23 protein-coding genes and 1 pseudogene are annotated in these 22,446 nt (G+C 37.6%); 17 read left to right on the top strand and 7 right to left on the bottom strand.

The features are described 5' to 3' along the window. Nucleotides 1–93 precede the first annotated feature (93 nt). From L3081_RS23165 to L3081_RS23100, 15 genes and pseudogenes are all read left to right on the top strand, one after another. Entirely contained in the window at nucleotides 94–1,329 is a 1,236-nt protein-coding gene (locus tag L3081_RS23165) for a transglycosylase domain-containing protein (RefSeq protein WP_242288634.1), read from the top strand. Further along, the gene (locus L3081_RS23160; RefSeq protein WP_242288633.1) at nucleotides 1,322–2,140 is read left to right on the top strand and encodes a penicillin-binding transpeptidase domain-containing protein; all 819 of its coding nucleotides are present in this window, start codon (nucleotides 1,322–1,324) and stop codon (nucleotides 2,138–2,140) included. Before L3081_RS23165 ends, L3081_RS23160 begins: the two co-directional genes overlap by 8 nt. Beyond that, entirely contained in the window at nucleotides 2,106–2,450 is a 345-nt protein-coding gene (locus tag L3081_RS23155) for a hypothetical protein (protein WP_242288631.1), read from the top strand. Before L3081_RS23160 ends, L3081_RS23155 begins: the two co-directional genes overlap by 35 nt. Nucleotides 2,451–2,593: 143 nt before the next feature. Further along, nucleotides 2,594–2,995 (top strand): YebG family protein, encoded by a 402-nt coding sequence (locus L3081_RS23150; protein ID WP_242288629.1) that lies wholly within the window; start codon nucleotides 2,594–2,596, stop codon nucleotides 2,993–2,995. A gap of 24 nt (nucleotides 2,996–3,019) precedes the next feature. Then, nucleotides 3,020–3,748 carry a M48 family metallopeptidase gene (locus L3081_RS23145; RefSeq protein ID WP_242288627.1) on the top strand — a complete coding sequence of 243 codons (729 nt, stop codon included), beginning with the start codon at nucleotides 3,020–3,022 and terminating at the stop codon, nucleotides 3,746–3,748. A 1,095-nt stretch (nucleotides 3,749–4,843) separates the two neighbouring features. Next, a complete protein-coding gene (locus tag L3081_RS23140; RefSeq protein ID WP_242288626.1) occupies nucleotides 4,844–5,548 on the top strand; it encodes an early set domain-containing protein in 705 nt (234 codons plus the stop codon). 19 nt (nucleotides 5,549–5,567) lie between these two features. After that, on the top strand, nucleotides 5,568–5,669 hold the full coding sequence (locus tag L3081_RS29260; protein ID WP_420839781.1) for a hypothetical protein: 102 nt from the start codon (nucleotides 5,568–5,570) through the stop codon (nucleotides 5,667–5,669). 3 nt (nucleotides 5,670–5,672) lie between these two features. After that, the gene (locus tag L3081_RS23135) at nucleotides 5,673–6,350 is read left to right on the top strand and encodes a hypothetical protein (protein ID WP_242288624.1); all 678 of its coding nucleotides are present in this window, start codon (nucleotides 5,673–5,675) and stop codon (nucleotides 6,348–6,350) included. Nucleotides 6,351–6,609: 259 nt separating this feature from the next. After that, a complete protein-coding gene (locus L3081_RS23130) occupies nucleotides 6,610–6,987 on the top strand; it encodes a hypothetical protein (protein WP_242288622.1) in 378 nt (125 codons plus the stop codon). Between the two features lie 819 nt (nucleotides 6,988–7,806). Next, nucleotides 7,807–8,424 (top strand): DUF6988 family protein, encoded by a 618-nt coding sequence (locus L3081_RS23125; protein ID WP_242288620.1) that lies wholly within the window; start codon nucleotides 7,807–7,809, stop codon nucleotides 8,422–8,424. A 543-nt stretch (nucleotides 8,425–8,967) separates the two neighbouring features. Further along, nucleotides 8,968–11,453, top strand: a pseudogene (gene thrA, locus L3081_RS23120) (bifunctional aspartate kinase/homoserine dehydrogenase I). Next, the gene (gene thrB, locus L3081_RS23115) at nucleotides 11,435–12,442 is read left to right on the top strand and encodes a homoserine kinase (protein WP_242288619.1); all 1,008 of its coding nucleotides are present in this window, start codon (nucleotides 11,435–11,437) and stop codon (nucleotides 12,440–12,442) included. Before thrA ends, thrB begins: the two are co-directional and overlap by 19 nt. Nucleotides 12,443–12,497: 55 nt before the next feature. After that, a complete protein-coding gene (gene thrC / locus L3081_RS23110; RefSeq protein WP_420839780.1) occupies nucleotides 12,498–13,739 on the top strand; it encodes a threonine synthase in 1,242 nt (413 codons plus the stop codon). 74 nt (nucleotides 13,740–13,813) lie between these two features. Beyond that, the gene (locus tag L3081_RS23105) at nucleotides 13,814–14,371 is read left to right on the top strand and encodes a uracil-DNA glycosylase (protein WP_242288617.1); all 558 of its coding nucleotides are present in this window, start codon (nucleotides 13,814–13,816) and stop codon (nucleotides 14,369–14,371) included. Then, nucleotides 14,305–14,490, top strand: coding sequence for a uracil-DNA glycosylase family protein (locus tag L3081_RS23100; RefSeq protein ID WP_338027477.1), 186 nt, complete (start codon nucleotides 14,305–14,307; stop codon nucleotides 14,488–14,490). The genes L3081_RS23105 and L3081_RS23100 overlap by 67 nt, the downstream gene beginning before the upstream one ends. Nucleotides 14,491–14,498: 8 nt before the next feature. Here the strand turns inward: L3081_RS23100 and L3081_RS27510 are convergent, their stop codons facing one another. The 4 genes from L3081_RS27510 to L3081_RS23085 form a co-directional block, all read right to left on the bottom strand. Further along, complete coding sequence (locus L3081_RS27510) at nucleotides 14,499–14,624, bottom strand: hypothetical protein (protein ID WP_274620730.1); 126 nt, start codon at nucleotides 14,622–14,624, stop codon at nucleotides 14,499–14,501. Nucleotides 14,625–14,638: 14 nt separating this feature from the next. Next, the gene (locus L3081_RS23095; RefSeq protein ID WP_242288615.1) at nucleotides 14,639–15,091 is read right to left on the bottom strand and encodes a type 2 periplasmic-binding domain-containing protein; all 453 of its coding nucleotides are present in this window, start codon (nucleotides 15,089–15,091) and stop codon (nucleotides 14,639–14,641) included. A gap of 164 nt (nucleotides 15,092–15,255) precedes the next feature. After that, nucleotides 15,256–15,891, bottom strand: a complete 636-nt coding sequence (locus L3081_RS23090; protein WP_242288614.1) for a GNAT family N-acetyltransferase — start codon at nucleotides 15,889–15,891, stop codon at nucleotides 15,256–15,258. A gap of 35 nt (nucleotides 15,892–15,926) precedes the next feature. Continuing rightward, entirely contained in the window at nucleotides 15,927–18,374 is a 2,448-nt protein-coding gene (locus tag L3081_RS23085; protein ID WP_242288613.1) for an Ig-like domain-containing protein, read from the bottom strand. 111 nt (nucleotides 18,375–18,485) lie between these two features. On the opposite strand from L3081_RS23085, the gene L3081_RS27505 reads away from it, so the two are divergent. Both L3081_RS27505 and L3081_RS23080 read left to right on the top strand, forming a co-directional pair. Beyond that, complete coding sequence (locus L3081_RS27505) at nucleotides 18,486–18,764, top strand: FAD-dependent oxidoreductase (protein ID WP_274620729.1); 279 nt, start codon at nucleotides 18,486–18,488, stop codon at nucleotides 18,762–18,764. 14 nt (nucleotides 18,765–18,778) lie between these two features. Further along, nucleotides 18,779–19,852 carry an NAD(P)/FAD-dependent oxidoreductase gene (locus L3081_RS23080; protein ID WP_274620728.1) on the top strand — a complete coding sequence of 358 codons (1,074 nt, stop codon included), beginning with the start codon at nucleotides 18,779–18,781 and terminating at the stop codon, nucleotides 19,850–19,852. 125 nt (nucleotides 19,853–19,977) lie between these two features. On the opposite strand, the gene L3081_RS23075 is transcribed toward L3081_RS23080, so the two are convergent. From L3081_RS23075 to L3081_RS23065, 3 genes are read right to left on the bottom strand one after another with little or no spacing between them, the layout of a single operon-like run. Continuing rightward, the gene (locus tag L3081_RS23075) at nucleotides 19,978–20,664 is read right to left on the bottom strand and encodes an NAD(P)-dependent oxidoreductase (protein WP_242288611.1); all 687 of its coding nucleotides are present in this window, start codon (nucleotides 20,662–20,664) and stop codon (nucleotides 19,978–19,980) included. Continuing rightward, nucleotides 20,651–20,947 (bottom strand): Rossmann-fold NAD(P)-binding domain-containing protein, encoded by a 297-nt coding sequence (locus L3081_RS23070; RefSeq protein ID WP_242288609.1) that lies wholly within the window; start codon nucleotides 20,945–20,947, stop codon nucleotides 20,651–20,653. Before L3081_RS23070 ends, L3081_RS23075 begins: the two co-directional genes overlap by 14 nt. 5 nt (nucleotides 20,948–20,952) lie before the next feature. Then, nucleotides 20,953–22,155 (bottom strand): NnrS family protein, encoded by a 1,203-nt coding sequence (locus L3081_RS23065; RefSeq protein ID WP_242288608.1) that lies wholly within the window; start codon nucleotides 22,153–22,155, stop codon nucleotides 20,953–20,955. Nucleotides 22,156–22,446: the final 291 nt, after the last annotated feature.

The raw sequence follows: 22,446 nt of genomic DNA, 5'->3' as shown, positions 1-22,446 counted from the left end.
CATACGCTATGCCTTGTATTAAAGGCTGATATACTGGTATTAACAATAAACTACAAGCTCAATTGAAAAAAATAATGTCAACTGAAAATACTCATGTCAACTAAAAAAGCCAAAGACAAATCACCAACGCATGATGTTAAATCATCAAAAAAATGGTTGCGAAGCATTGTTGTCACCACAGGCAAACTCATTTTAACGGGTGTTTTTGTTCTAGCAATTTTTACTATTTATCTTAATGCAAAAGTACAAGAAACCTTTGAAGGACAACGTTGGCAAGTTCCCGCACAGATTTATGGTCAAATTGAACGTTTAACAATAGGTGCGCCACTTAACCTGAATCTGTTAGGTAAATCCTTGAAGTTAAACGGCTACAAGAGAGTAAGAACTGTCGCACAACCAGGGCAATATGCACAATCAGCCCATAGAATTATTCTATACCGTCGTCCCTTTGCCTTTCCTCAAACTGAGAATGTGGTTTCTACGGGGGCAATAAAACTTACTATTGATGTGTCTAATGGAAAAATTTCACAGCTTTTCAGTGATGATGTACCGGTTACCTCGCTGCCATTAGAGCCGATTTTATTAGCACGTTTAGTCCCAAACAATAAAGAAGATCGCGTATTAGTTGCGTTAGAAAACACGCCGACGCAATTATTAGATACGCTTTTATTAATTGAAGATCGTAATTTTTATCACCATCAAGGCATATCACCGTTAGGCATATTGCGAGCGTTGTATAGTAACTTAGTGGCGGGTCGTACGGTGCAAGGTGGAAGTACCCTAACCCAACAACTTGTAAAAAACATGTTCTTAACGCGAGAACGTACGTTAACCCGCAAGATAAAAGAAGCGATGATGGCTATCATTATTGAAGTGCGCTACAGCAAAGATCAGCTGCTTGAAGCGTATATCAATGAAGTGTATTTAGGACAGCATTATGCAAATGGCATTTATGGGTTTGGTTTGGCGGCTAAATTTTATTTTGGTAAAACACTGGCTGAATTAACAAATGAAGAAATTGCATTGTTAGTTGCGCAAGTGAAAGGCCCGAGTTATTACGACCCTTGGCGTCATCCCGTCAGAGCGAAAGAACGCCGAGATTTAGTGCTGAGATTAATGTTTGAAAAAAACTTTCTGTCAGTAGCCGAGTTTAAAAGATCAATAAACGCGCCTTTATCAATTAGAGCTAACAGGCGCTTTAAAGAACAACAGTACCCGGCTTATTTACAGTTAGTAAAACAAGAGTTAGACCAATTGTTACCTCCACATCAGCAAAAGGCGAATACGGGTATTCACCGGTTTTTCTCATCTAAAACAGCAAATGCTTGAACAAACCGTGGCTAGTCAGTTAGATCAATTAGAGTCAAAATATCAACAGAAAAATTTGCAAGCGGCAATGCTTGTTACTGATATTCATAGCGCAGAAATTCGAGCCATTGTTGGCGATAGGCAAAGTGGCTATCTTTGGTTCAACCGGGCAATGACCGCTAAGCGTCCCGTTGGATCATTAATCAAACCGGCAATTTATTTAGCGGCATTAGAGCGCTACGAGCAATTTAATTTTGCCACCTTACTTGCGGATGAACCGATTACCTTAACCAATGGCGTTGAGATGACTAACGACAATGGCGTTAAAAAAGCAACGTCATGGAAACCCCAAAATTATGATGGAAAATTTCGACATCAGGTGCCACTAATAGACGGTTTAGTCAATTCACTCAATATTCCCACAGTAAACTTAGGCATGGCCTTGGGGCTTGAAAATGTCGCTAAGGCTATGCATTTACTTGGTTTTGACGAAGATATTGTAATGCGTCCATCGATGTTGCTTGGGGCAATAAATATGTCGCCCTTACAAATTAATCAAATGTTTTTGCCATTAGCAACGCAAGGTTATTCGGAACAAGCGCACACCATAAATACTGTTACCTCAAGTAAAGGGGAAACTTTATGGCAGTTTCAAGCCACAAATGAGCAGGTAATTTCAACAAATGCAGCATATTTAATGGACTATGCTTTAACGCAAGTAACAAAAACAGGCACGGCAAAATCACTCACGTGGCGTTTAAAAAATCATCAATTAGCGGGTAAAACAGGTACCAGTAATGATTTACGTGATAGTCAGGTTTATTGGCTATGATAATAATAATCTGGTTACCACATGGTTAGGTAAAGACGATAATAAGCCCACAGGTTTAACGGGGAGTAGCGGCGCTTTAGTTTTATTTGCTGATTTTATGAATAAAGTTGGCGTAGTTAATAAAATGACTAATCAACCAGAAGCAATAGCCATGACCTTATTTGAAACAGCAACGGGACATGCAGTGACAGATGAATGCGATGATACTATCAATTATCCCGCAGTCTCCGCAGGTATTGTCTTACAAAAAGGCTGTTTACAAGATAAGGTAGAAGAACGCTCTTGGTTTGAACGGCTGTTTAGCGAATAGACTCAAAAGTTGATATACCACAAATTATACGTTAATAAATCCACTGGTTTTATATACAGCTTATGCATTGGTGTGTTATTGTTCAACTTAGTAACACAATAAATTTTATTGTAGCTCTCTTTTAATATGACTAAGGAATAATAATGGCAGTTGAAAGTCGATTCGTCGTCATTAGACACGGGGTGGAGGCACAAACATTTATGGATAAGAAATCAGCAGATGAATATGACAAAATGTTGGACATGGCTGATAACTTGGCTGATGTATTTGCCCAGTCACCTATAGAGCTGAGTGAAAGCGCTAGCGAAGAGCTCAGTATTTATTTGGCTCAACATCGTGAAGATGTTTTAGTTGCTTTACTTGCAAAAAAACCAACTAGTAAAGCCCCGACTAAAAAAGCAGTGAAATCAGTCAAAAAAACGCCAGAAAAAACCACTGACAAAGCTGCAGAAAAGGTTGCAGAAAAGGTTGCGGAAAAAGGAACTGAAAAAGGAACTGAAAAAGACCTTGAGCCAAAATCGGCTAAATTAAGCAAAGCGAGTTAACTTTGTTTGCCAAGAAATAGCAACATGATTGAATATCATTTGGTACGTAGCGGTCGTAAAACACTTTCGTTACAAGTAAAAAGTGGGCAGGTGTATGTTCGCGCCCCTTACCATGTAGATGAACAGTATATTGAGTCATTTATTAAGAAAAAAAATGCGTGGCTGAAAGCAAAAATATCAGAGCAAAAGCAAACGGTTGATTTGTGTTGTGATTTTACTCAAGGCTCTGAACTTTTTTTATTTGGTCAGCTCGTAACACTTAATATTGTGGCTGCACAGAACCAAGAGAAATCAGGGGTTGAGTTAACTCAAAAAGTAGATGGTAAGCAAGCGCTAACTATTCGGTTGTCTGCACATATTCAAGCCAAGTTATCTCGACCATCGCAACGGACAGTCGCGGTAAAAAATCTACTTGAGTGTTTTTTAGCAGAACAAGCCAATATCATCATTCCGCCTAAAGTCCGCTATTATTCAAAACTCACTCAACTCAACCCCACATCTATTAAAATAAAAAAATATACAGCTCGATGGGGAAGTTGTAATAATAAAGGTGAGCTGAGCTTTAATTATTTATTAATGATGCTGCCATTAGATGTTATTGATTACGTTATTGTGCATGAGCTTTGTCATTTGCAACATTTAAACCATTCTAAAGATTTTTGGCAGCTTGTTAGTAAGTACTTTCCTCATCATCGTGAGGCCAAACTGTGGATAAAAAGACATCAATCGGCTTTACATTGGCGAGTGCCATAGTTTATACGTAGTATTCGTATGTTAACTCAAACTTGAATTGTTACCTGGGGTTGATAGGTATTGATGAAACACGACAATCGCAAAAGCCACCACATTCCAACAATTATTAGAATTAAAGGCGGTAAGGTGATCAAAAAGATTACGGGTAATGAAATAAAAAAACTTTTTAAAAAATGACCCTGTAACAAGTCTGTATAACTACCATAAATAAGATTAATAAACTAACGGAGAATTGCGATGACGAGCGCCAAAAACTTGGTCAGTTTCGTTATAAATTTCTGTAGGTTCCAACACCATCATATCGGTATTGTTATCTATTAGGTAGTGAGCTTTGAAGCCAATAGGCTCTTTACTCGCTTCGATACGAAAGCCACTGATACTAAATTTTGCGCGTTAGTTAGTAAGTGCAATAAAAGGTGATATATAATCAAAACCGACATAACCTGAGTGGGCAAAGGGGGATTGGGCTGCACTGGGCAAACTCTAATTATTAATGATCACTTAGTGCGCATTGCTGACTCTATGCCTTGCTTCACTAACGGCAGCTCTATGACTTAAAGCGGTCATTAACATCAAGAGGTTATTGATTTTATTAGCCTTCTCAGTGTTATGAGGAGGTTGGACAACCCCTTGTGTTTATACTATATAGGTTTTTATGCTAATTTTAGAAAGTTATATGACAATATTTTGCGACTTCAAAGTCGTTTAAATTTATTCTTATTATGTGACGTAGAAATACATCATTTGTGCGCATATATTTTCTGATCTTGTTTAATGGCGGACAGGTTTATTTCGCACTTGTAATCGCCTTTTATTTTCTATAAATAAGTGGTAACTCATAAATAATACTTATTCCATTGTAATGGTTTGTAATGTTCTTTTGGGTGTAATAATTATATTATCATCTTGTAGTCAATATGACTTGATGGTATGTTGTTGGTATGAGCTTAATTGTTTTTTCCTATATTTTAACTCGGCACGAAATAACTACCACTAGTTTATAAGTTCATATTTTTACAAAAAAAGGAGAAACTCATTGATTTTAATGTGTCATTAAAATCCTGTGGTAGTTTCAAACAAACTAAAGGAATTAGTATGAAAAAAAATCTTAAAAATTCACTTTGTACAATGTTAGTAGCAGGAGCATTTTGCTTGCCCTTAGCTTCAGCCTCAAGTACGACGATCGGATTAACTGGTGAATCTATATATGATGAAGTTACCTTAAATTGGTCAGGCCCTACAGGTATTTCAGCCTATATTATTTTCGAAAATAGTGTACATATTGAAACAGTAGGTTCTGCATCTAGCAGTGTTACATTAAATGATAGACCCGCCGGAACTAAAACCTATAGAGTAGAAGGTTGTATATCTCAAGGGTGTGCTGTTCTTACGAGTAACAATCAAGCCTTTTCCAATAACATTAATTTGAATGTAGGTAATAGTATTTCTTATCAAGTGAGGCGTCATAATTCAGCCGATGCTTTAACTAATGCAAATGTTGATACAATATTACTTGATGGTACTTCGATCCTTAATGTGTCTGACGGTTCTGATGATGTTGCTTGTAATGTATCTCTTAATCGACAGGGTAATGTTACAACATTTATTACGGGGGATGGTGATATAGATTCTGAAACCGAGTTTAATGCGTTAGACCCTGGGATTAACTTAGTCAATGAAATTAATGATTGCGGTGGGGGGATAAATCCTAACATCCTTGGTTGTGGCACTGTGGGTGGCAGTAATAAAATTGCGGTAGTACCAGTTGATGCAAATATAGTCGATAGTTTGGGCGCATGAAATAGGTCATAACACAGGATTGCTGCATCGTAATGATAGTAGAGCTATTATGAATGAAAGCAGTAATGTTAATCGTAGACGTGTTAATAACACCGAATGCACTAGTTATCTGGCGGAGTAAAAAATGAAAAACATATATCAACTTATATTATTATCAATATTAACTGTTACATTCCCTTTAGCTGCAAAAGAGCAATCAGATGTAACCGAATTTGTACAACAAATGTTTGTACAAGGTATTCCATATGAAGAAGCATCTACATATGATTCTTCAAATGTAATCACGCTAAAAGATATGCTCAGAAATCCAGAATATTTACAACATTGGGGGAAAATTGCAGTCATGATATCTATTATAGGTGATGAATCTGTAGTGGAAGATATTATCTACTTCATCGAAAATGATCCAACTGGTGACTTTGGAAAACCTCACCTTTTAGCTAAGAAAAATGCTCTTTTTGGTCTGGGTTATCTTATTAATAGGACTCAAAATAAAACAGCAGAAAAATACTTAACAAAAGGTTTGGAACCCGCCGAATGGGATAAACGGGGAGTATTAACTTTAGGGAGGTTTAGTGATAGTGACACCCGAAATCAATATCTGAGTAAAGCTTCCTTATTAGGTTTAGCTATCTCTGGCTCAGAGGATACATTAAAAGCAATTTTGAAGTTAGAAGCTACAGATAAAAAAAGTTCAAAATTTCGTGGAAATATTGACCATATGTTAGGTGATTTAATTGCAACTAATTCAGAAATCAAATCAAGAGGCTTAAAAAAATATTATGAACGTCGTAAACATTAATTAACATTATGAAAAAGCCAAGCTATATTCCTTGAAGACTTAACTAATAATTGAGGAGTATTTTAAAAATAACAACTTGAAATAGTGGATATGTGAATTAGTATATCTGTCATTGGCTTTTCAAAACTTTTGACTATCTTAAAACTCGTTCGCTTGCGGACGACATTTTTATGTGAGGCTGTTAAAGGGTTTGCTCAGCTTCATTTTGTTAAACAAATTTTAGCCGCTTAAAACGGTGTTATATACAAGGATAAAAATAATGAAGGCGCTTATATTTATATTGGTAATATTTGTTATTGGCTGTAACAATGATTCCGAGATCGCTGAGTATAATCTAATTATTTCTACAGTAGACATTAATGGGGATGCTTATCCTCTTTCAGAAATTGTGTGGTGGTATGAATCAAATCCAGATATTAGATATAATCTTGAATGTGATGCTGAAGTATGTTCTACATGGGAGTTTCCTCTAGAAGTTGAAGGCTCGATCTTTATGCGTGGTTCTAACACTGTTTTATTTGAAAATGATCCGGCTTGTTGGGAGGTCTTTGATGGGGAAAGTAACTTGGTTGTTGATGCAAATATTGAACAAAAATTAGATTTAAATATAATTTTTAACGGTAGTGTTTGTACTTAGTCAACTAAAAAACAAGAATGAAATTGTTTAATGTGGATTCTATTTTTTTACAAATGACATAAAATATGAAAGTTGATAATTAATGTTTTTGGTAATAATTCAATGATTGTTAAGCCTTTAGTTTATTGCTAGTTAAGGATAGTTTGGCATTGATCTTGGTTGCGGGTGATTTTCATAAGTTAATCCAAATTAATATTTGGATTAACTTAACCTGATATCATTCTATTGTTTAGTCGCAATTCTCCATACGCGTACGTATAAATAAGTTATGTCACTTTTACCTAATGTACCAATTCACGTTTTGGCTTTATGTAACCACCTTATGTAACGGTTGGTTATATTATTTTATGAGTCACAGGGGGATACCACTTTTGATTTATTTTTCATTGTTAATTAAATATCACTTATTTCAAAATTAGGTACCTTTCTTATCCCTGTTTGCCCCTAATTAAAGTCATTCTAATGTTCATTCACCTATAAGTCTGTTAATACTGGGTTTAAAAATCCGAACTGCATGCAAAAAAATCAGATGAAATATAGTTGTAAATGGATAGTCACTATGACCGCTTTCTGTCCCAAAGCCGTCCGTATAGAACTAAAACCTTAGGTCTCCAAAGTGGCAAAAGTGACAGTTAAACCAAATCCCTCAAACGACTTAGTTTTTTAGCACTAATAAATATTGGTGCTAATGTTCCCTTGCTGCGCAAAGAAGACATAAAATGATAATATTTTGCTATATATTTTGCTATATATTTTCTAATGAATTCGTTCTGTGATATTAATAATAGTTATTTATAAAACATTGATAAATGGTGAGCAATGAAAATAGTATTTGATACTAAAGAGTATTTAGAAAAAGCTTGGGATATAGTTGAACAAATTAATATTGATGGCAGCATTGCGACTCAATTAAAAGGGGCAATGCTTTATTCTACGCTCAATATTTGTGATGCTATGCAATTGCTAATTCAAAAAAGTAATTTTGTATCCGCTAATATACTGTTTCGCTCTATGCTTGAGTACTTATTTCGTGCCTATTGGTTAAATAGAATTGCTAGTGATGAAGAAGTTCTTGAAACTATTAAAGAAGATAATTGGCCTAAAACAAAAAGTCTTCACCAATTAATATCAGGTAAAAATCAGTTAATTGATCTTTTAGCCCGCGAGAAAATTAAAATACAGGATATATTAAATAGTTACACACATGGAGGAGCGCAAAATCCGTTGGCACAGTTGGGAAGTGGACGACATATAGAGCCAAACATTCCAGAGTCTGAAATAACGTATTTACTTACAATGGTTCAGCTTAACATCTATATTATTTTATTTGAAATGGCGCATTTATCTGGTTCAAATGAGCTTGAAATTGAAATTGAAATTGAAATCATGAAAATTGTGGATGAAGTCATGGATGTGAACATCATTGAACGAAGCTAGTCAAAGGAAGTAGACGTTTACTACTTAATAGATACAAAAACTAATCCGAATTCAGATTTAGTCCGTTAGTGCTAATGTCTCGAATGTGGCAAAAAGTGACGTTCAGGGACTAAACTTCACGTACAGGTATGAGTTTATTGTTGTTTGCCAGATTAAGCTCTGATATTGAAAATGCCAAATTAAGTTACTACCTAATAATATACATCGCTTAACATTCTTTTCTGCTTGATATTATGTGAGTTAATTAATTATCAAAGTAAGTGCTTTATAATATTTTCAGCGTGTTCTATACATAATCAGGGTATACATGCATAGCCTATAACTTTTTATTATGATCTATGTTGGGCAATAAATGTTGACACTACCGCGTAAATCAGGCATTTTAATCGGCATGAAAATTACATCAAGCCAAATTACCATTATCATTACCACCACCACCCGAATGGGATGATGGTTGCCGGCTAACGTGTAAAAAAAATAATTTTATCGAAGCTCGTAACCTGAAAAGGTTACGAGCTTTTTGCTTTCAATAAAGGGAAAAAAATGCGTGTACTTAAATTTGGTGGCTCATCATTAGCGTCGGCTGAGCGTTTTCGTCAAGTTGCTGACATTATTAAAGATAAAAGCCAAGCTACAAAAGTTGCCGTTGTTGTGTCTGCACCACAGGGTGTAACTAATCATCTGGTTGCCATGGCTGAAAACATTAGTGATGAAGCAAAACTTATTACCGATTTGGGACATTTTAAACGCGCAATTACCACCATTATTGAAGACTTAGCTACCAGTTTACCTGAATTTAATGCGCATCATTGTGAACAAGCGCTTATTAATTATGAACACCAACTTCAGCGTTATATGCAAGGGGCAACAATGTTAACTTATTGCCCAGACCATATTCGTGCTCGTATTATCAGTACCGGTGAGCGCTTAAGTGTCGCAATTCTTGACTCTGTTTTGCAGGCATTGGGTTTACAAGTTTCACTACTCGCACCAGAAAAATTCTTATTCACTAGTGACTCTTCATTAAATGCTGTAGCTGACTTAGTACTTTCTAAAGAAAGATTTTCAGTTGAATATGAAAAGCTCAATCAAATTGCATTAATGCCTGGCTTTATTGGTATGAGCATAGGTAAAGATAATGAGGAAGGTACTATTACGACCTTGGGCCGAAATGGCTCTGATTATTCAGCAGCGGTACTTGCCGTTTGCATGCAGGCTGAATGCTGTGAAATATGGACAGACGTTGATGGTGTTTATAATGCTGATCCTCGCATGATCAAAGAAGCAAAATTACTTGATTATTTATCTTACCAAGAAGCAATGGAGTTATCGTATTTTGGTGCCAGTGTATTACACCCTAAAACAATCGGTCCTATTGCGCAGTACCACATTCCTTGCCTCATTAAAAACACCAGTAATCCTAACGCGCCAGGTACTTTAATTTCTAATGAAAATGATCAACAAAAACGTGTTAAAGCTATCTCGAATCTTGATAATTTAACTATGGTGAATGTGTCTGGCCCTGGTATGAAAGGCATGGTAGGTATGGCAAGTCGTGTTTTTGCTACCATGAGCCGAGAAAATATTTCCTTAGTATTAATTAGCCAATCTTCAAGTGAATACTGTATTAGTTTTTGTATTCATTCTGCTGATATGCAACAAGCAGAACGAAGCTTGAAGGAAGAATTTGAATTAGAACTTCTTAATGGTTTACTTGAGCCTATTGGGCTTAAAAGTGAATTATCTATTGTGTCATTGGTGGGTGATGGTATGAACCATCAACGTGGCGTAGCAGCAAAATTCTTTAGTTCATTAGCTCAAGCGCGAGTGAATGTGGTTGCTATCGCGCAAGACTCCTCTGAACGCAGTATTTCCGTGGTTATTGAACAACGAAAATGTACAGCAGCGATGAAAGTTAGTCATCAAAACTTCTTTTCTCACAAACCGGAATTGATGTGTTTTTAGTCGGTTGTGGTGTGGTGGGTAGTGAGTTAATTGCACAAATTTCTCGTCAACAAGCCAGTTTGAAAAAGCAAAATATTGCGTTGAAAGTGTATGGTATTGCTAATTCAAAAGGTATGGTGTTTGATAAAGAGGGTATTGATTTAGATAATTGGCAAGATGTATTAGCACAAGGGATAGAAAGCAAAAAAGCAGTAGAAGTGAATGCGCAAAATATTAAAGCGTTCGTTAACGATAACCACTTAATTAATCCAGTGCTTGTTGATTCTACATCAAATGAAGCGCTTGCGATGAGCTATGTTGATTACCTTGCTGAAGGTTTCCATGTTGTAACACCAAATAAAAAGGCCAACACAGATTCATGGGAATATTATCAAGCATTACGTAGTACGGCACAATCAACAAATCGTCGATTTTTATATGAAACAACCGTTGGTGCAGGTTTACCAGTAATTGATACTTTGCAAAGCTTGATAAAAGCGGGTGACCGGCTAGAACGTTTCGAAGGTATATTGTCAGGTTCGTTATCTTATATTTTTGGCAAGCTTGATGAGGGCATGTCATTATCTGCGGCCACTGCCATTGCGAAAGAAAATGGTTTTACCGAACCTGATCCTCGTGATGACTTAAGTGGTATGGATGTAGCGCGAAAATTGTTAATTATGGCACGTGAATCGGGCATGCAATTAGAGCTTTCTGATATTAAAATTGAATCAGTTTTACCAAGTGATTTTGATGATAGCGGTGATGTTGATACCTTTATGAAAAACTTGTCAAAGCTTGACAGTAGTGTAAGCGCCCGTTGTGAAGCGGCAAAAGCTGAAGGAAAAGTATTGCGCTATATTGGTAATATTGTTGATGGTAAGTGTCAAGTGTCTATTGACGCGGTTGATGCAAGTCACCCACTCTATAGTGTAAAAGATGGTGAGAATGCTCTGGCAATTCATAGTCGTTATTATCAACCATTACCCTTTGTTTTACGTGGTTATGGTGCAGGTGCTGCGGTAACCGCTGCGGGTGTATTTGGCGATATTTTAAGAACACTATCATGGGAGCAGCAGCACTAATGGCTAGTTCAAGTAAGGTGTCTGTTTTTGCGCCCGCGTCAATTGGTAATGTGAGTGTTGGTTTTGATGTATTAGGTTTAGCGGTAAAACCGATTGATGGCACCTTGTTAGGTGATGTTGTTAGTGTTGAACTGGCAGAAACAACTGAGTCAGACGTTCAAGCTGAAAATACGTTAAAGGTTATTGGTAGGTTTGCGGATAAGTTGCCAACAGCAAAAGAAGATAATATTGTGTGGTCATGCTTGTTGTTATTTAATCAGGCGTTGGCTGAGCAAGGGCAACCTATTGTTGCTGTGCACATGACCCTTGATAAAAAGATGCCTGTTGGTAGTGGCTTGGGCTCTAGTGCTTGTTCCGTGGTTGCAGCGCTTGCAGGGTTGAATGCCTTTTACAGTAAAAATCAACAATTTAGTTTTGATGAAAAAACGCTGTTAAAAATGACAGGTCAAATGGAAGCTCAAATTAGTGGTAGCCTGCATTATGATAACGTTGCGCCTTGTTATTTAGGCGGATTACAATTGATGGTGCCTGATCCAGAAGTGATCAGTCGTTTATTGCCCGGCTTTAATGATTGTTATTATGTAATGGCTTATCCTGGCATAGAAGTATCAACTAAGGCCGCTCGTGAAGTATTACCAACAAGTTATAGCCGCGCAGATGTGATAAGCTATGGTCAAAATTTAGCGACCTTTGTTGATGCGTGTCATAGGCAAGACAAAGTACAAGCCTTTTCGGTATTAACCGACGTAGTTGCAGAGCCTTATAGAGTTAATTTATTACCTAAATATCAGCAAGCGCATGATTATTTAATGGCTGAGGGTGCCCATGCTGTTGGGATTTCTGGTTCAGGACCAACGCTGTTTTGTATTTGCGATAATGCTGAGCAGGCTCACAATTACGCTTTATGGCTGAAAGAAAATTATTTACAAACAGACCTAGGCTTTGTTCATGTTTGCCAAGTAGATGATGCGGGTGCAATAGAAATTTAACCCGATTGGTCACATGTAAGTAGAACAATATATTTAAGATTAGTAGGAATAAACAGTGAAATTTTATAACTTAAAAGAAAATGACGAGCGGGTAAGTTTTGCTCAAGCCGTTAAGCAAGGTTTAGGTAAAAATCAGGGGTTATTCTTTCCTGAAACAATGCCTAAGTTTGATAATATTAATGAGCTATTAGCATTGCCGTTAGTTGAGCGAAGTGTGAAGATATTGCTTCCTTTTGTAGAAGAAGACCTGACCGAGCAAGAGTTAACAGCGATAGTTACAGATGCTTTCAATTTCCCCGCTGTATTACAACCTATCAGTAATGAACGTGCTATTTTAGAGTTATTTCATGGTCCTACGTTAGCATTTAAAGATTTTGGCGCACGTTTTATGGCTAAGTGTTTGCAAGCTTTTGTTGCGAAAGATGCCAAAGCGACAGGGCAAACCAAACCGTTAACTATTTTAACGGCAACCTCTGGTGATACGGGTGCTGCGGTTGCACATGCCTTTCATGGTATTGATAATATCCGTGTAGTAATTATGTACCCCAAAGGTAAAATTTCATTACTACAAGAGAAAATGTTTACCACTTTAGGTGGTAATATTGAAACCTTGATGGTTGACGGTGACTTTGATGATTGCCAAGCCTTGGTTAAAAAGTCATTTGATGACAGCGAATTAGCCACTACTATTGGTTTGAATTCAGCTAACTCAATTAATATCAGCCGTTTATTGGCGCAAATTTGTTATTACTTTGAAGCCATGGCTCAACTTTCTCGTGCAAAAACGGATTTAAGTAATATTGTTTTCTCAATTCCAAGTGGTAACTTTGGTAACTTAACAGCCGGTTTATTTGCTAAAGCAATGGGCTTACCTATTAAGCGTTTTATTGCTGCTACTAATTTAAATGATACTGTGCCGCGTTATTTGGAAACCGGTGAATGGACACCGCATACAACGGTTGCCACTATTTCAAACGCGATGGATGTTAGTAACCCTAATAACTGGCCACGTGTAGAACACATGCTGAAATCAGGAATTGTTGAAGAGGGTTGTGTTAGTTCTGTTTCTATCGATGAAGAACAAACACAATCAACCCTGATTGGTTTAGGTAAATTAGGCTATATTAGCGAACCGCATGCGGCAGTTGCTTATAAAGCGTTACAGTATAGTGCTACTGAAGAAGAGTTTGGGGTGTTCTTAGGAACGGCTCATCCGGCTAAGTTTAAAGACGTAGTAGAAAGTATTTTAGGTCAGCCTATTGGGTTGCCTAAAGAATTAGCTGATTGTCTTGGGTGAGCCTATTTTGTCTCATGATATGACAAGTGAGTTTGCTGATTTGCGTTGCTACTTACTAAAATAAGTCTTTCACAATGATCAAACCACACTGGCAACAGATAATTAAGCAAGAGCAACAGCAAGATTACTTTTGCCAGTTACAAGCTGAAATTGTTAAGCAAAGAGCTCAAGGTATTTCGGTTTTCCCCGAAGAAAAACATGTATTTAGCGCGTTTGAATTTACCGAATTAGAAGCCGTTAATGTGGTGATATTAGGTCAAGATCCTTATCATGGTATGGATCATGATAAAATTCAGGCTCACGGACTCGCTTTTTCTGTACAAGCAGGGGTAAAAATTCCTCCCTCCTTGGTAAATATATACAAAGAGTTAGCGAACGATATTGAGGGTTTTGTTACACCTAATCACGGTAATTTAACCGCATGGGCTGAACAAGGCGTGCTCTTGTTAAATACTGTATTAACCGTGCAACAAGGGCTAGCTCACTCTCATGCTAAATTGGGTCGGAAACGTTTACCGATAAAATTATTGAACAAATTAACCAAGATAATCAAGGCTGCGTTTTTATGTTATGGGGTGCTCACGCGCAAAAGAAAGGCCGTAATATTGATAACGAAAAGCACCTTGTGTTGAATGGTCCACATCCTTCCCCTTTGTCTGCTTATCGTGGTTTTTTTGGCTGTCAGCATTTTTCAAAAGCCAATGCTTGGCTAGCAAAAAAAGGCAAAGCAGTGATTAATTGGTCAGTTTGATTGATGCTTTATTCGTTTACTATGGCATTTAGCTGTGTTTCGAGTTCTGTTTTGTAGCCAAGCCAAGCAGATTTTTTAGATAAGCCAACATATAAGGGCGTGGGCTCAATATGAGCATAAGGCTGTTTCGTCATCTGGTTATCGCTATCTATCGCCTTAAAATCATTTTCATTAAAGCTTGGGGGGAAATAAACACATCAATTCTCCCTTTTGATAATTGTTTAACGGCTACAGTTAAATTAATAAAATCAAACTTAATTAATTCCGTACTCTCATCAAATTTGGGGAAATGCTTATCACCTCTAAGTAATCCAATGCGTAAGCCTAATAAGTCATCCCAAGTATTGATTACTTTTGTTCTTGTATTATCAGCATAAAAACGAAAACCACTGGTTTGTGTTTCAAAACTAGGCTTTAAAAAAACTGTATATACAGCCCTATCAGTAGAAAAAAACAAATCATCAATAATATCCGCATCCCCATTTTCAATTGCTTTAACACAACGAGCCCAGGGGCATTCATATAATTCTACTTTGGTATTTAATCTTTTGGCTAATTTTATAACAATATTATCATTAAGTTTGTTATGTCTTATTAACATTGCTTGGTTGGGTTGGACAGCAAAAATGAGTGATTGAGGTCTCGTGGTTGTTTGTGCACAGACCGAGCCGGAGATGCAGGTTATTAGTATCATTACTAGGGTAACTAAAACGAGTAAAAACTTCATATATTTCTCATTTTTTGATTAGTTAGTATTAGCTAACGTTAGTTAAAACGTATGATCATTTCTACAGCTTCGCAGTGGCAATCATTGCCGCATATAGTGCAAATATAGCCGTGTTTGCTATCGTCATTCCACTTGTCTGGGTGATAATTAATTAACTCACCACCACAATGCGTAAAATAAGCAACCGCACTATTATTAGGACTTTGTTTCCATAAATGCGAGATCCCGGCTACTGCGCCTTGTTTTTTTACTGCTTGAATAGAAAGTTGCAATAATTGCTTCCCCACACCCAAGCCACGGTATTTTTCATCTACTGTATTGCATTTAAAATAACAGCATTTATTTTTAGGTACCTGCCATAACTTTGGAGTACACCACTGATCGGTTTGCCATTGATCTGCTGAAAAGGTAATACGAAAACCAATCAGTCGTTGCTCTGTATCTGTTTGTTCTGTTGCTGTGCCTGAACGGTGATTAAGTAGCGCAACAAAACTACAATTATTAGCAATATCTTTAATTTTAGTACCGTTAATGATTTTTGTACAGGTACTCCGCGCAGCCCAATCAGCTAAGCTTTTTTCATTGAGATAACCAACCCCATGTACTTTATTAGCTAACTCAATAACTTGCTTAAAGTACTTTGGACTGAGTTGTTGGTAGCTAATTTCTGGCATGTGATGTTCCTGCGTCGTTTGTTCTGGTTTCATCTTTACAATAAATTCAAATCACGACTCAAACGAGTAATATAACCACTAGGAGAGGTGACGGTTATGGTTAATATGACGGTTTGGGGTTCACTGTCAGCTTCTTGAATAATAGTAAAGTTCATTTTGCTAAAACCGGCTTGGGTGGTATTGGCTACGGTGTAATCGGTTTCTCCTTGAATTGTGCCTGAACTTAAAGAAATATTAACCGTGGTATCTTTAGGCATGGTTTGATTCGGTGAGCCAGTATCGGCAAAGGAAAAAATAAACGCTTGGCTTCCACCATTGGGGACGTCAGGTAAGAATGTATTATAACCTGTTAACGAATTAACATAGGTAGTTCCACCCGTACCATTAGTGAGTGTATATTCAGCAGCAGAGCTAGCCATTACTAGCTTAAGTGCTTTTCTCACATGAATACTTCGCTTGCCTTCGTCGGCACAGTTGCCTCCTTGACACTGTGGACCGTTAAACTTACTGTCAGCTGTGCTAAAACTTCCATCATTGTTAAAATCTAGGAAGGTTTCACCAGTATCAAATCGGCTATTCTCGTTATCGTCTCGCCATGCTTCAGACATATCGATAAAGCCACTTGATTGAGTCAAGTAATTATCAAAACCTGAATCTATATTGGGGTTGTTACTTGAGCCAATATCAAGAATGGGGCTACCGTCGGCATCATCAAAAACATTATTGCCGTTGGTGTCAAAGAAGGTTTCGTGACCTAAGGCGGCTAAAATAGTAATACGATGGTCTTCAACTCTTGGTTCGCTACTGGTCCAAGTAACTGAACAACTGCCATTTGTAGTCACACAACTTGGCTCAATATTACCCCCTTCTGTTGTAAAGTTAACGGTTGTGCCATCAGGGGCGTGGTTATTAAAGTTATCTGACAGCCACACGGTAATGGTCGAGTTTTCACCACTAATATTGCCTGCTTCAGGGTTTAATATGTCAGCAGCAATTGTCATGGACCGCTGCTCGGGTAGTCCGGTGTTGATAGATAATAGATCAGATTGGCTTTGTACAATGATTTCGTCGCCACTGTTATCCATACTTGCTGAAGCGGTAACACGTACGGCAGTAGGCACTGTACCTGCTGAAACTTGCGTAGTGACAAGGCCTTGACTGTTAGTAAAACCAGACGCTCTGCTTAACTTTATATCACCAACAGCGGTACTTAAGGCAAATTTTACTTCCTGTTGTGCTAATACGTTACCTAGTTGGCTTTTTACTTTAAAGGTCAGTGTTGACGTTTCTTGTTGGTTTTGGCCGCCTGTGCCTTTAAGCACTATTGCGCTTGGCTCTGCAGAAATGAATTCGATTGAACCTAGCTGTTCGCCATTAATGGTAATTGTTTCGCTAGCAGTGTGTGTTATTTCATTCACTGTAACACTTGCAAATATTATATCATCGGTGCCATTTCTGCCGGCACAGTCAATATCTTCAAAAGTAGAATGAGCGGTACCATTAATACTAAGAACTGACTCATCAATACGAGCGTTGCCATTTTGAACACAATTTGAGGTAAAAGTGACTGGAACAGGAGTTACTAGCAAATCACCATTTTTATCAATTAAATTAACACTTAGTCCTAATGTTCCTCCGGCACTGATCGTGTTGTTTTCTATCGATAAAGCAACCTTTCCTTCAACAAAATTACTGCTATCATCAAAATAACCTATTTGAATATCACTGTCGATAATGGCGTCGGCAGGTAAAATTTGATAATTAAAAGTGCTGTTTATATTTATGTCTTCGTCAATAGTATAACTGCCGGTGATAACACCCGCGCCTATAATATCATCACTATCTTCATCACTGCCACTTAGGGTAACACTGGCAATGCCTTGGCTATTGGTTAATGCAGTTTCCATGTTAAGTGTGCCAATATCAGCAGTAAAAGAAATGATTTTATTGGCAATACCTTGACCTTCACTATCTGTTAACGTTGCAAAAATTTGTACTTCTTGATCTGTTTTAAAAAGGTTAGTCGACTCATTATTTCGTGACATTATTGTGGATAAGTTTGGGAGGGTATTAGCAACAGTTGATTCGACAAATTCATAATCTTCGGTCAGCGTAGTCAGTTCATCTATAGTGGCAAGCGCACTACCGGCACCAATCACAGCGTCATCGTTTGTTAGGTAAACAATGGCTAAACCATCGGTGTTGGTTAGTTTTGAGGTAACTGTTAATGAACCAACGGATGCCGAAAAATTAACCGCTCTGTTGGGAACAACTGCATTATCTTCATCAGTGACTTTAGCTTGTAAGGTTATTGTATCGCTTGTGCTAAAACTATGTTTAGCAACACCGTCGCTATCTAAAATGGATAGTTCGACCTTTGTAACAGTTTGAGGTGAGTTATCAGACTCGTCTTCATTATGACCATTACAGCCGGCAAGCATAAAAACAAAAAATGAAACCACTACAAGATAAAGCTTATTCATGCTTTAATTTCCTAGGTACAGTAAGATAAATTTCTTTAGTTAGAATAAAGCGATAGCTAATAAAAGTCTACGAAACACGTAAATAAACTAACGTAATAATGGAAGAGTAATATGTACGATCCACTGATAGATGATTCACCAGGTTGTGGCGTTGCACACACACATAGTTATTGGGCTGATATTTCGGGTGCAAAAAGTGATAACAAACCAGAAGATGATGGGCAACTTGTACAAGATATTACCGTAGATGTAGCTATTATCGGTGCGGGTTATACCGGACTTTCATGTGCGCTACATCTAGCGCGAGAACAAGGACTTAAGGCTCATGTATTTGAAGCTAATCAAACGGCTTGGGGCTGTAGCGGGAGAAATGCTTTGGGTTCGTATTAAAATCATCAGGAAGAATGCCTTATAGTACGATGCAACAAAAATGGGGCGAGGAAGTTATGCGTGGTATTTACCATGAGATGTGTGCCGGTGTTGACACAGTAAATAGCTTGATTAGTGAAGGAATTGATTGTGATCAGCAAGCTGCCGGATATATTAAAGTGGCGCATAAACCTAGTATGTTCACCTTATTAAGGTCTCAAGCTAAATTACAGCAGCAGATGTTTGGTTATGATGTACAAGTGCTCTCCAAAGAGGCGTTACATGAAAATTACATGGCAGATGAAAATGCTTATGGTGCTATCCGTTATCAAGATGGGTTTGGTATTAATCCTTTGAAATTGGCATGGGGTTATCAAAAACTAGCACGTCAAGCCGGTGCAAAAGTACATACATCAACGCCTGTTAGTCTTGTGTCGACGCAGGTAGATAAAAGTATTTTGCTCACAACACCAAAAGGTACAGTGAAAGCAAAAAAAGTGGTGATAGCAACCAATGGCTATACACCTAAAGGTTTTCATCCCTTAATTACGAATAGAACCTTGCCTGTGCTGTCACAAATTATAGTGACTGACCCCTTATCAGCCGAGCAATTAGCGGCATGTAACTTTTTAACTTCCAATGTGGTGATGGATACAAGAGCGCTTAAATATTATTATAGAAAATTACCTGATAATCGAATTCTCTTTGGTGGTAGAGGTGCCATTACTGGAAAAAATGCGGATGACCCATACTATGCGCAGCGTTTGTTGGCCGTTTTAAAAACAAGTTTTCCGGCCCTTGGTAATTTGAATATAGCTTATGCGTGGTCTGGTTGGATTTGTATGGCACTTGATGATTTACCTCATATTTACCAAGGTAAAAAAGGTGGTGCTGAAGAGAATGTATTTTACGCTATGGGGTATTGTGGTAGTGGCGTGTCTTTTTCTGTACAAGCAGGCAAACGTTTAGCCGAGAAAGTGGCAGGAAAAACACTGCCAAATTTGCCTTTGTACACTAAACCCTTGCCTAAATTCCCGTTTGCGCCACTGCGACGTGTTGGCCAATGGGGATATTTTCATTACGGCAAGTTTAAGGATAATTATCTTTAATATGGCGCTGTAACTTGAGAGATATTACTTACCGTTTAGTATCTAGCCTATTGCAAGTGAATTTAACGTCGAAGTTAGTGAAAATAGCTGCTAGAAGAACATTGATTAAGCCGAGCTGAGGTTATTTACATGTTATCGAGGCGATTTAATCTTTCACCACGCTTAAAAGCGGCTATATTGTCACTTAGCATGTGAATTAAGCGTTGTTGTGACTCACTACTTGCCCAAGCAATATGTGCGGTAATTTTTAAATTATCAAGGGTGTTTTGTTGTAATGCGACTAATAAAGGGTGATCTTCAGGCGGTGGCTCTTGCTCTAATACATCAAGTACGGCGTAAGCGATCTGTTTATCTTTTAAGGCGGCTAATAAATCAACACTGTTCACTAACATACCACGGGCGGTATTGATTAACATGGCATTGGGCTTCATCTTAGCTAACACCGCAGCATTAATTAAATTTGTAGTCTCGGCAGTTTGAGGGCAATGCAAACTCAAAATATCGGCTTGTGCAATTGCCTGTTCAAAACTTACCCTACCTTCGCGTATGTCTAGACTCTGTGGGCGTTCGCTGATCATCACATTCATATCAAATGCTGCGGCAAGCTTAGCAACAGATTTCCCTAAGAAGCCATTACCAACAATTGCTAACGTTTTGCCTGCAAGCTCTGTAATAGCCTTGCCATGATAGCAAAAGGTATCACTTTTTTGCCATAATTCTTGCGCAGTATTGGCATTGTGATGACAAGTTTGTTGATAGTATTCAAGTATTTGTGAAAATACATACTGAGCAATAGCATTACCGATAACCACTCACATTGGTTACAGCAATATTGTATTTTGAGGCAGCCTCAATATCGATATTATTGTAACCCGTTGCTGCGATAGCAATGAGCTTTAACTGAGGAAGTTTAGCTAACATTTCAGCGGTGATCACGACTTTATTAGTAATAATAACATCAGCTTGTTGGCAGCGTTCAAGTACTTGTTCAGGAGAGGTGATTGGGTAAGAAGTTAGCATTGTAACTTGTTGCTCAATGGCTGAAAAAGAGATATTTTCGCTAAATGTTTGGCTATCTAAAAAAACTGCTTTCATTATTGTTATCCTGGTCTGCCATCTTTACGGGGACTCATTAGCATGGGGGCATAAGTAACGGCAAAAATACCAAACGCTAATAACCAGAAGGTAGCACTAATATCGATAAATATCATTGTTTTTTCGGGTAAAATCCACGGACCCAGAGCACGAATAAGTGCTGCTAACGTAATGCAGATATAAGCTAAGGTCATGGCTTTTGGCGGTGACAATGGGCGACCTGTGTGACCAAGAGAAACCCTAGAAATCATCGCTAAAATTAGCCCTCCCATACCGCCAACAGTTAACAAATGCCAGATGTGGTTACTGGGGATTTCGGCAATTAAATAACTCAATCCCAAAACAATTAAGCCATAGGCAATAAACTTAATTGAAACATGAATAGACCATAACAAAGGTACTCCAAGGGTTATCCAAGGTCGCCATCTTAACCGCATGGTTTGAAAAATACCTGCAACAATTAACAGTATGCCAAAGAATGTTGCAGAAAAACCAACTACTGGCTGTAACAATAAATACATCATAGCAATACCTAAACAGCCGTTTGTGACTTTGTCTAACCAAGGGAGTGGTGTTGCTTTTGGTGTTTGTGTACCGTTTGCAGTAAACATAGGCACAACACGACCGGCCATGACCGACATTAAAAAAGTGACTAGCATTACTCCTGCGTAGGCCGCATAAGTAATAGTAAAGGTATCAGGCTTATATATGGCAAGATGCATTTCACTATTGGCAATGGTAAATAACAACAATAAAGGCACAAAAAATAAGTTACGGTATTGTTTTATTGCAATAATAGGTTTACCTAATACAAATGCTACCGCAGGTAAAAAACTTAAATCGATAATAGTTGTTAATTCTGCGCCTAACAAATCAGGAAAAAGCACAACAATTCGCCCTGCTAACCAAAGTAAAAATAGCATCAGTAATACAGTACCCTGGGCGCCTCTTGTACCTGTCCAGTTTTGTACTGCGGTAAGTAAGAAACCAACAATAATGGCACAACCAAAGCCAAAAACCATTTCATGTATATGCCACCAATAGCCACCACCTAAAGGTAATAAATTAATGGTTCCTTTATACATTAGTAACCAAAGTACGATGGCTACTACGCTAAAAATAGCGCCACTCAGAAAAAAAGGACGAAAGCCTAAACGCAACAATGGCGTAATTTTTTGCTCTTTTTGCAAGTCAGTAATTTGCATCATAGATTTACCTTGTATAAAGCTTGAGTAATTTGGTCGGGTATTATTGATATATTGTAATGAAATACTTTTCAATTTGCTTGTATTAGATCAATAAAAACCGACAGACTGATTAATTTATTTGCTAGGCAAAATCTATAGGCACTGAGTGGTATGAGTTAGAATAAGCTTAATAGCATACAATTTGCGTTGAATAGCAATGCTAGGCATTTCTTTATCAAGTGATTGTTGTTAATGTAATGTTAACTCGATGGCGTTTTCGATCATCTAGATAACACATTGTAACGATTTATA

It is taken from the genome of Colwellia maritima (assembly GCF_022669015.1).
In the GTDB taxonomy this organism is placed as follows: Bacteria; Pseudomonadota; Gammaproteobacteria; order Enterobacterales; family Alteromonadaceae; genus Colwellia; species Colwellia maritima.
Note: the sequence above shows the minus strand (reverse complement) of the source record. Positions and strands in the feature narration are given on the sequence as shown.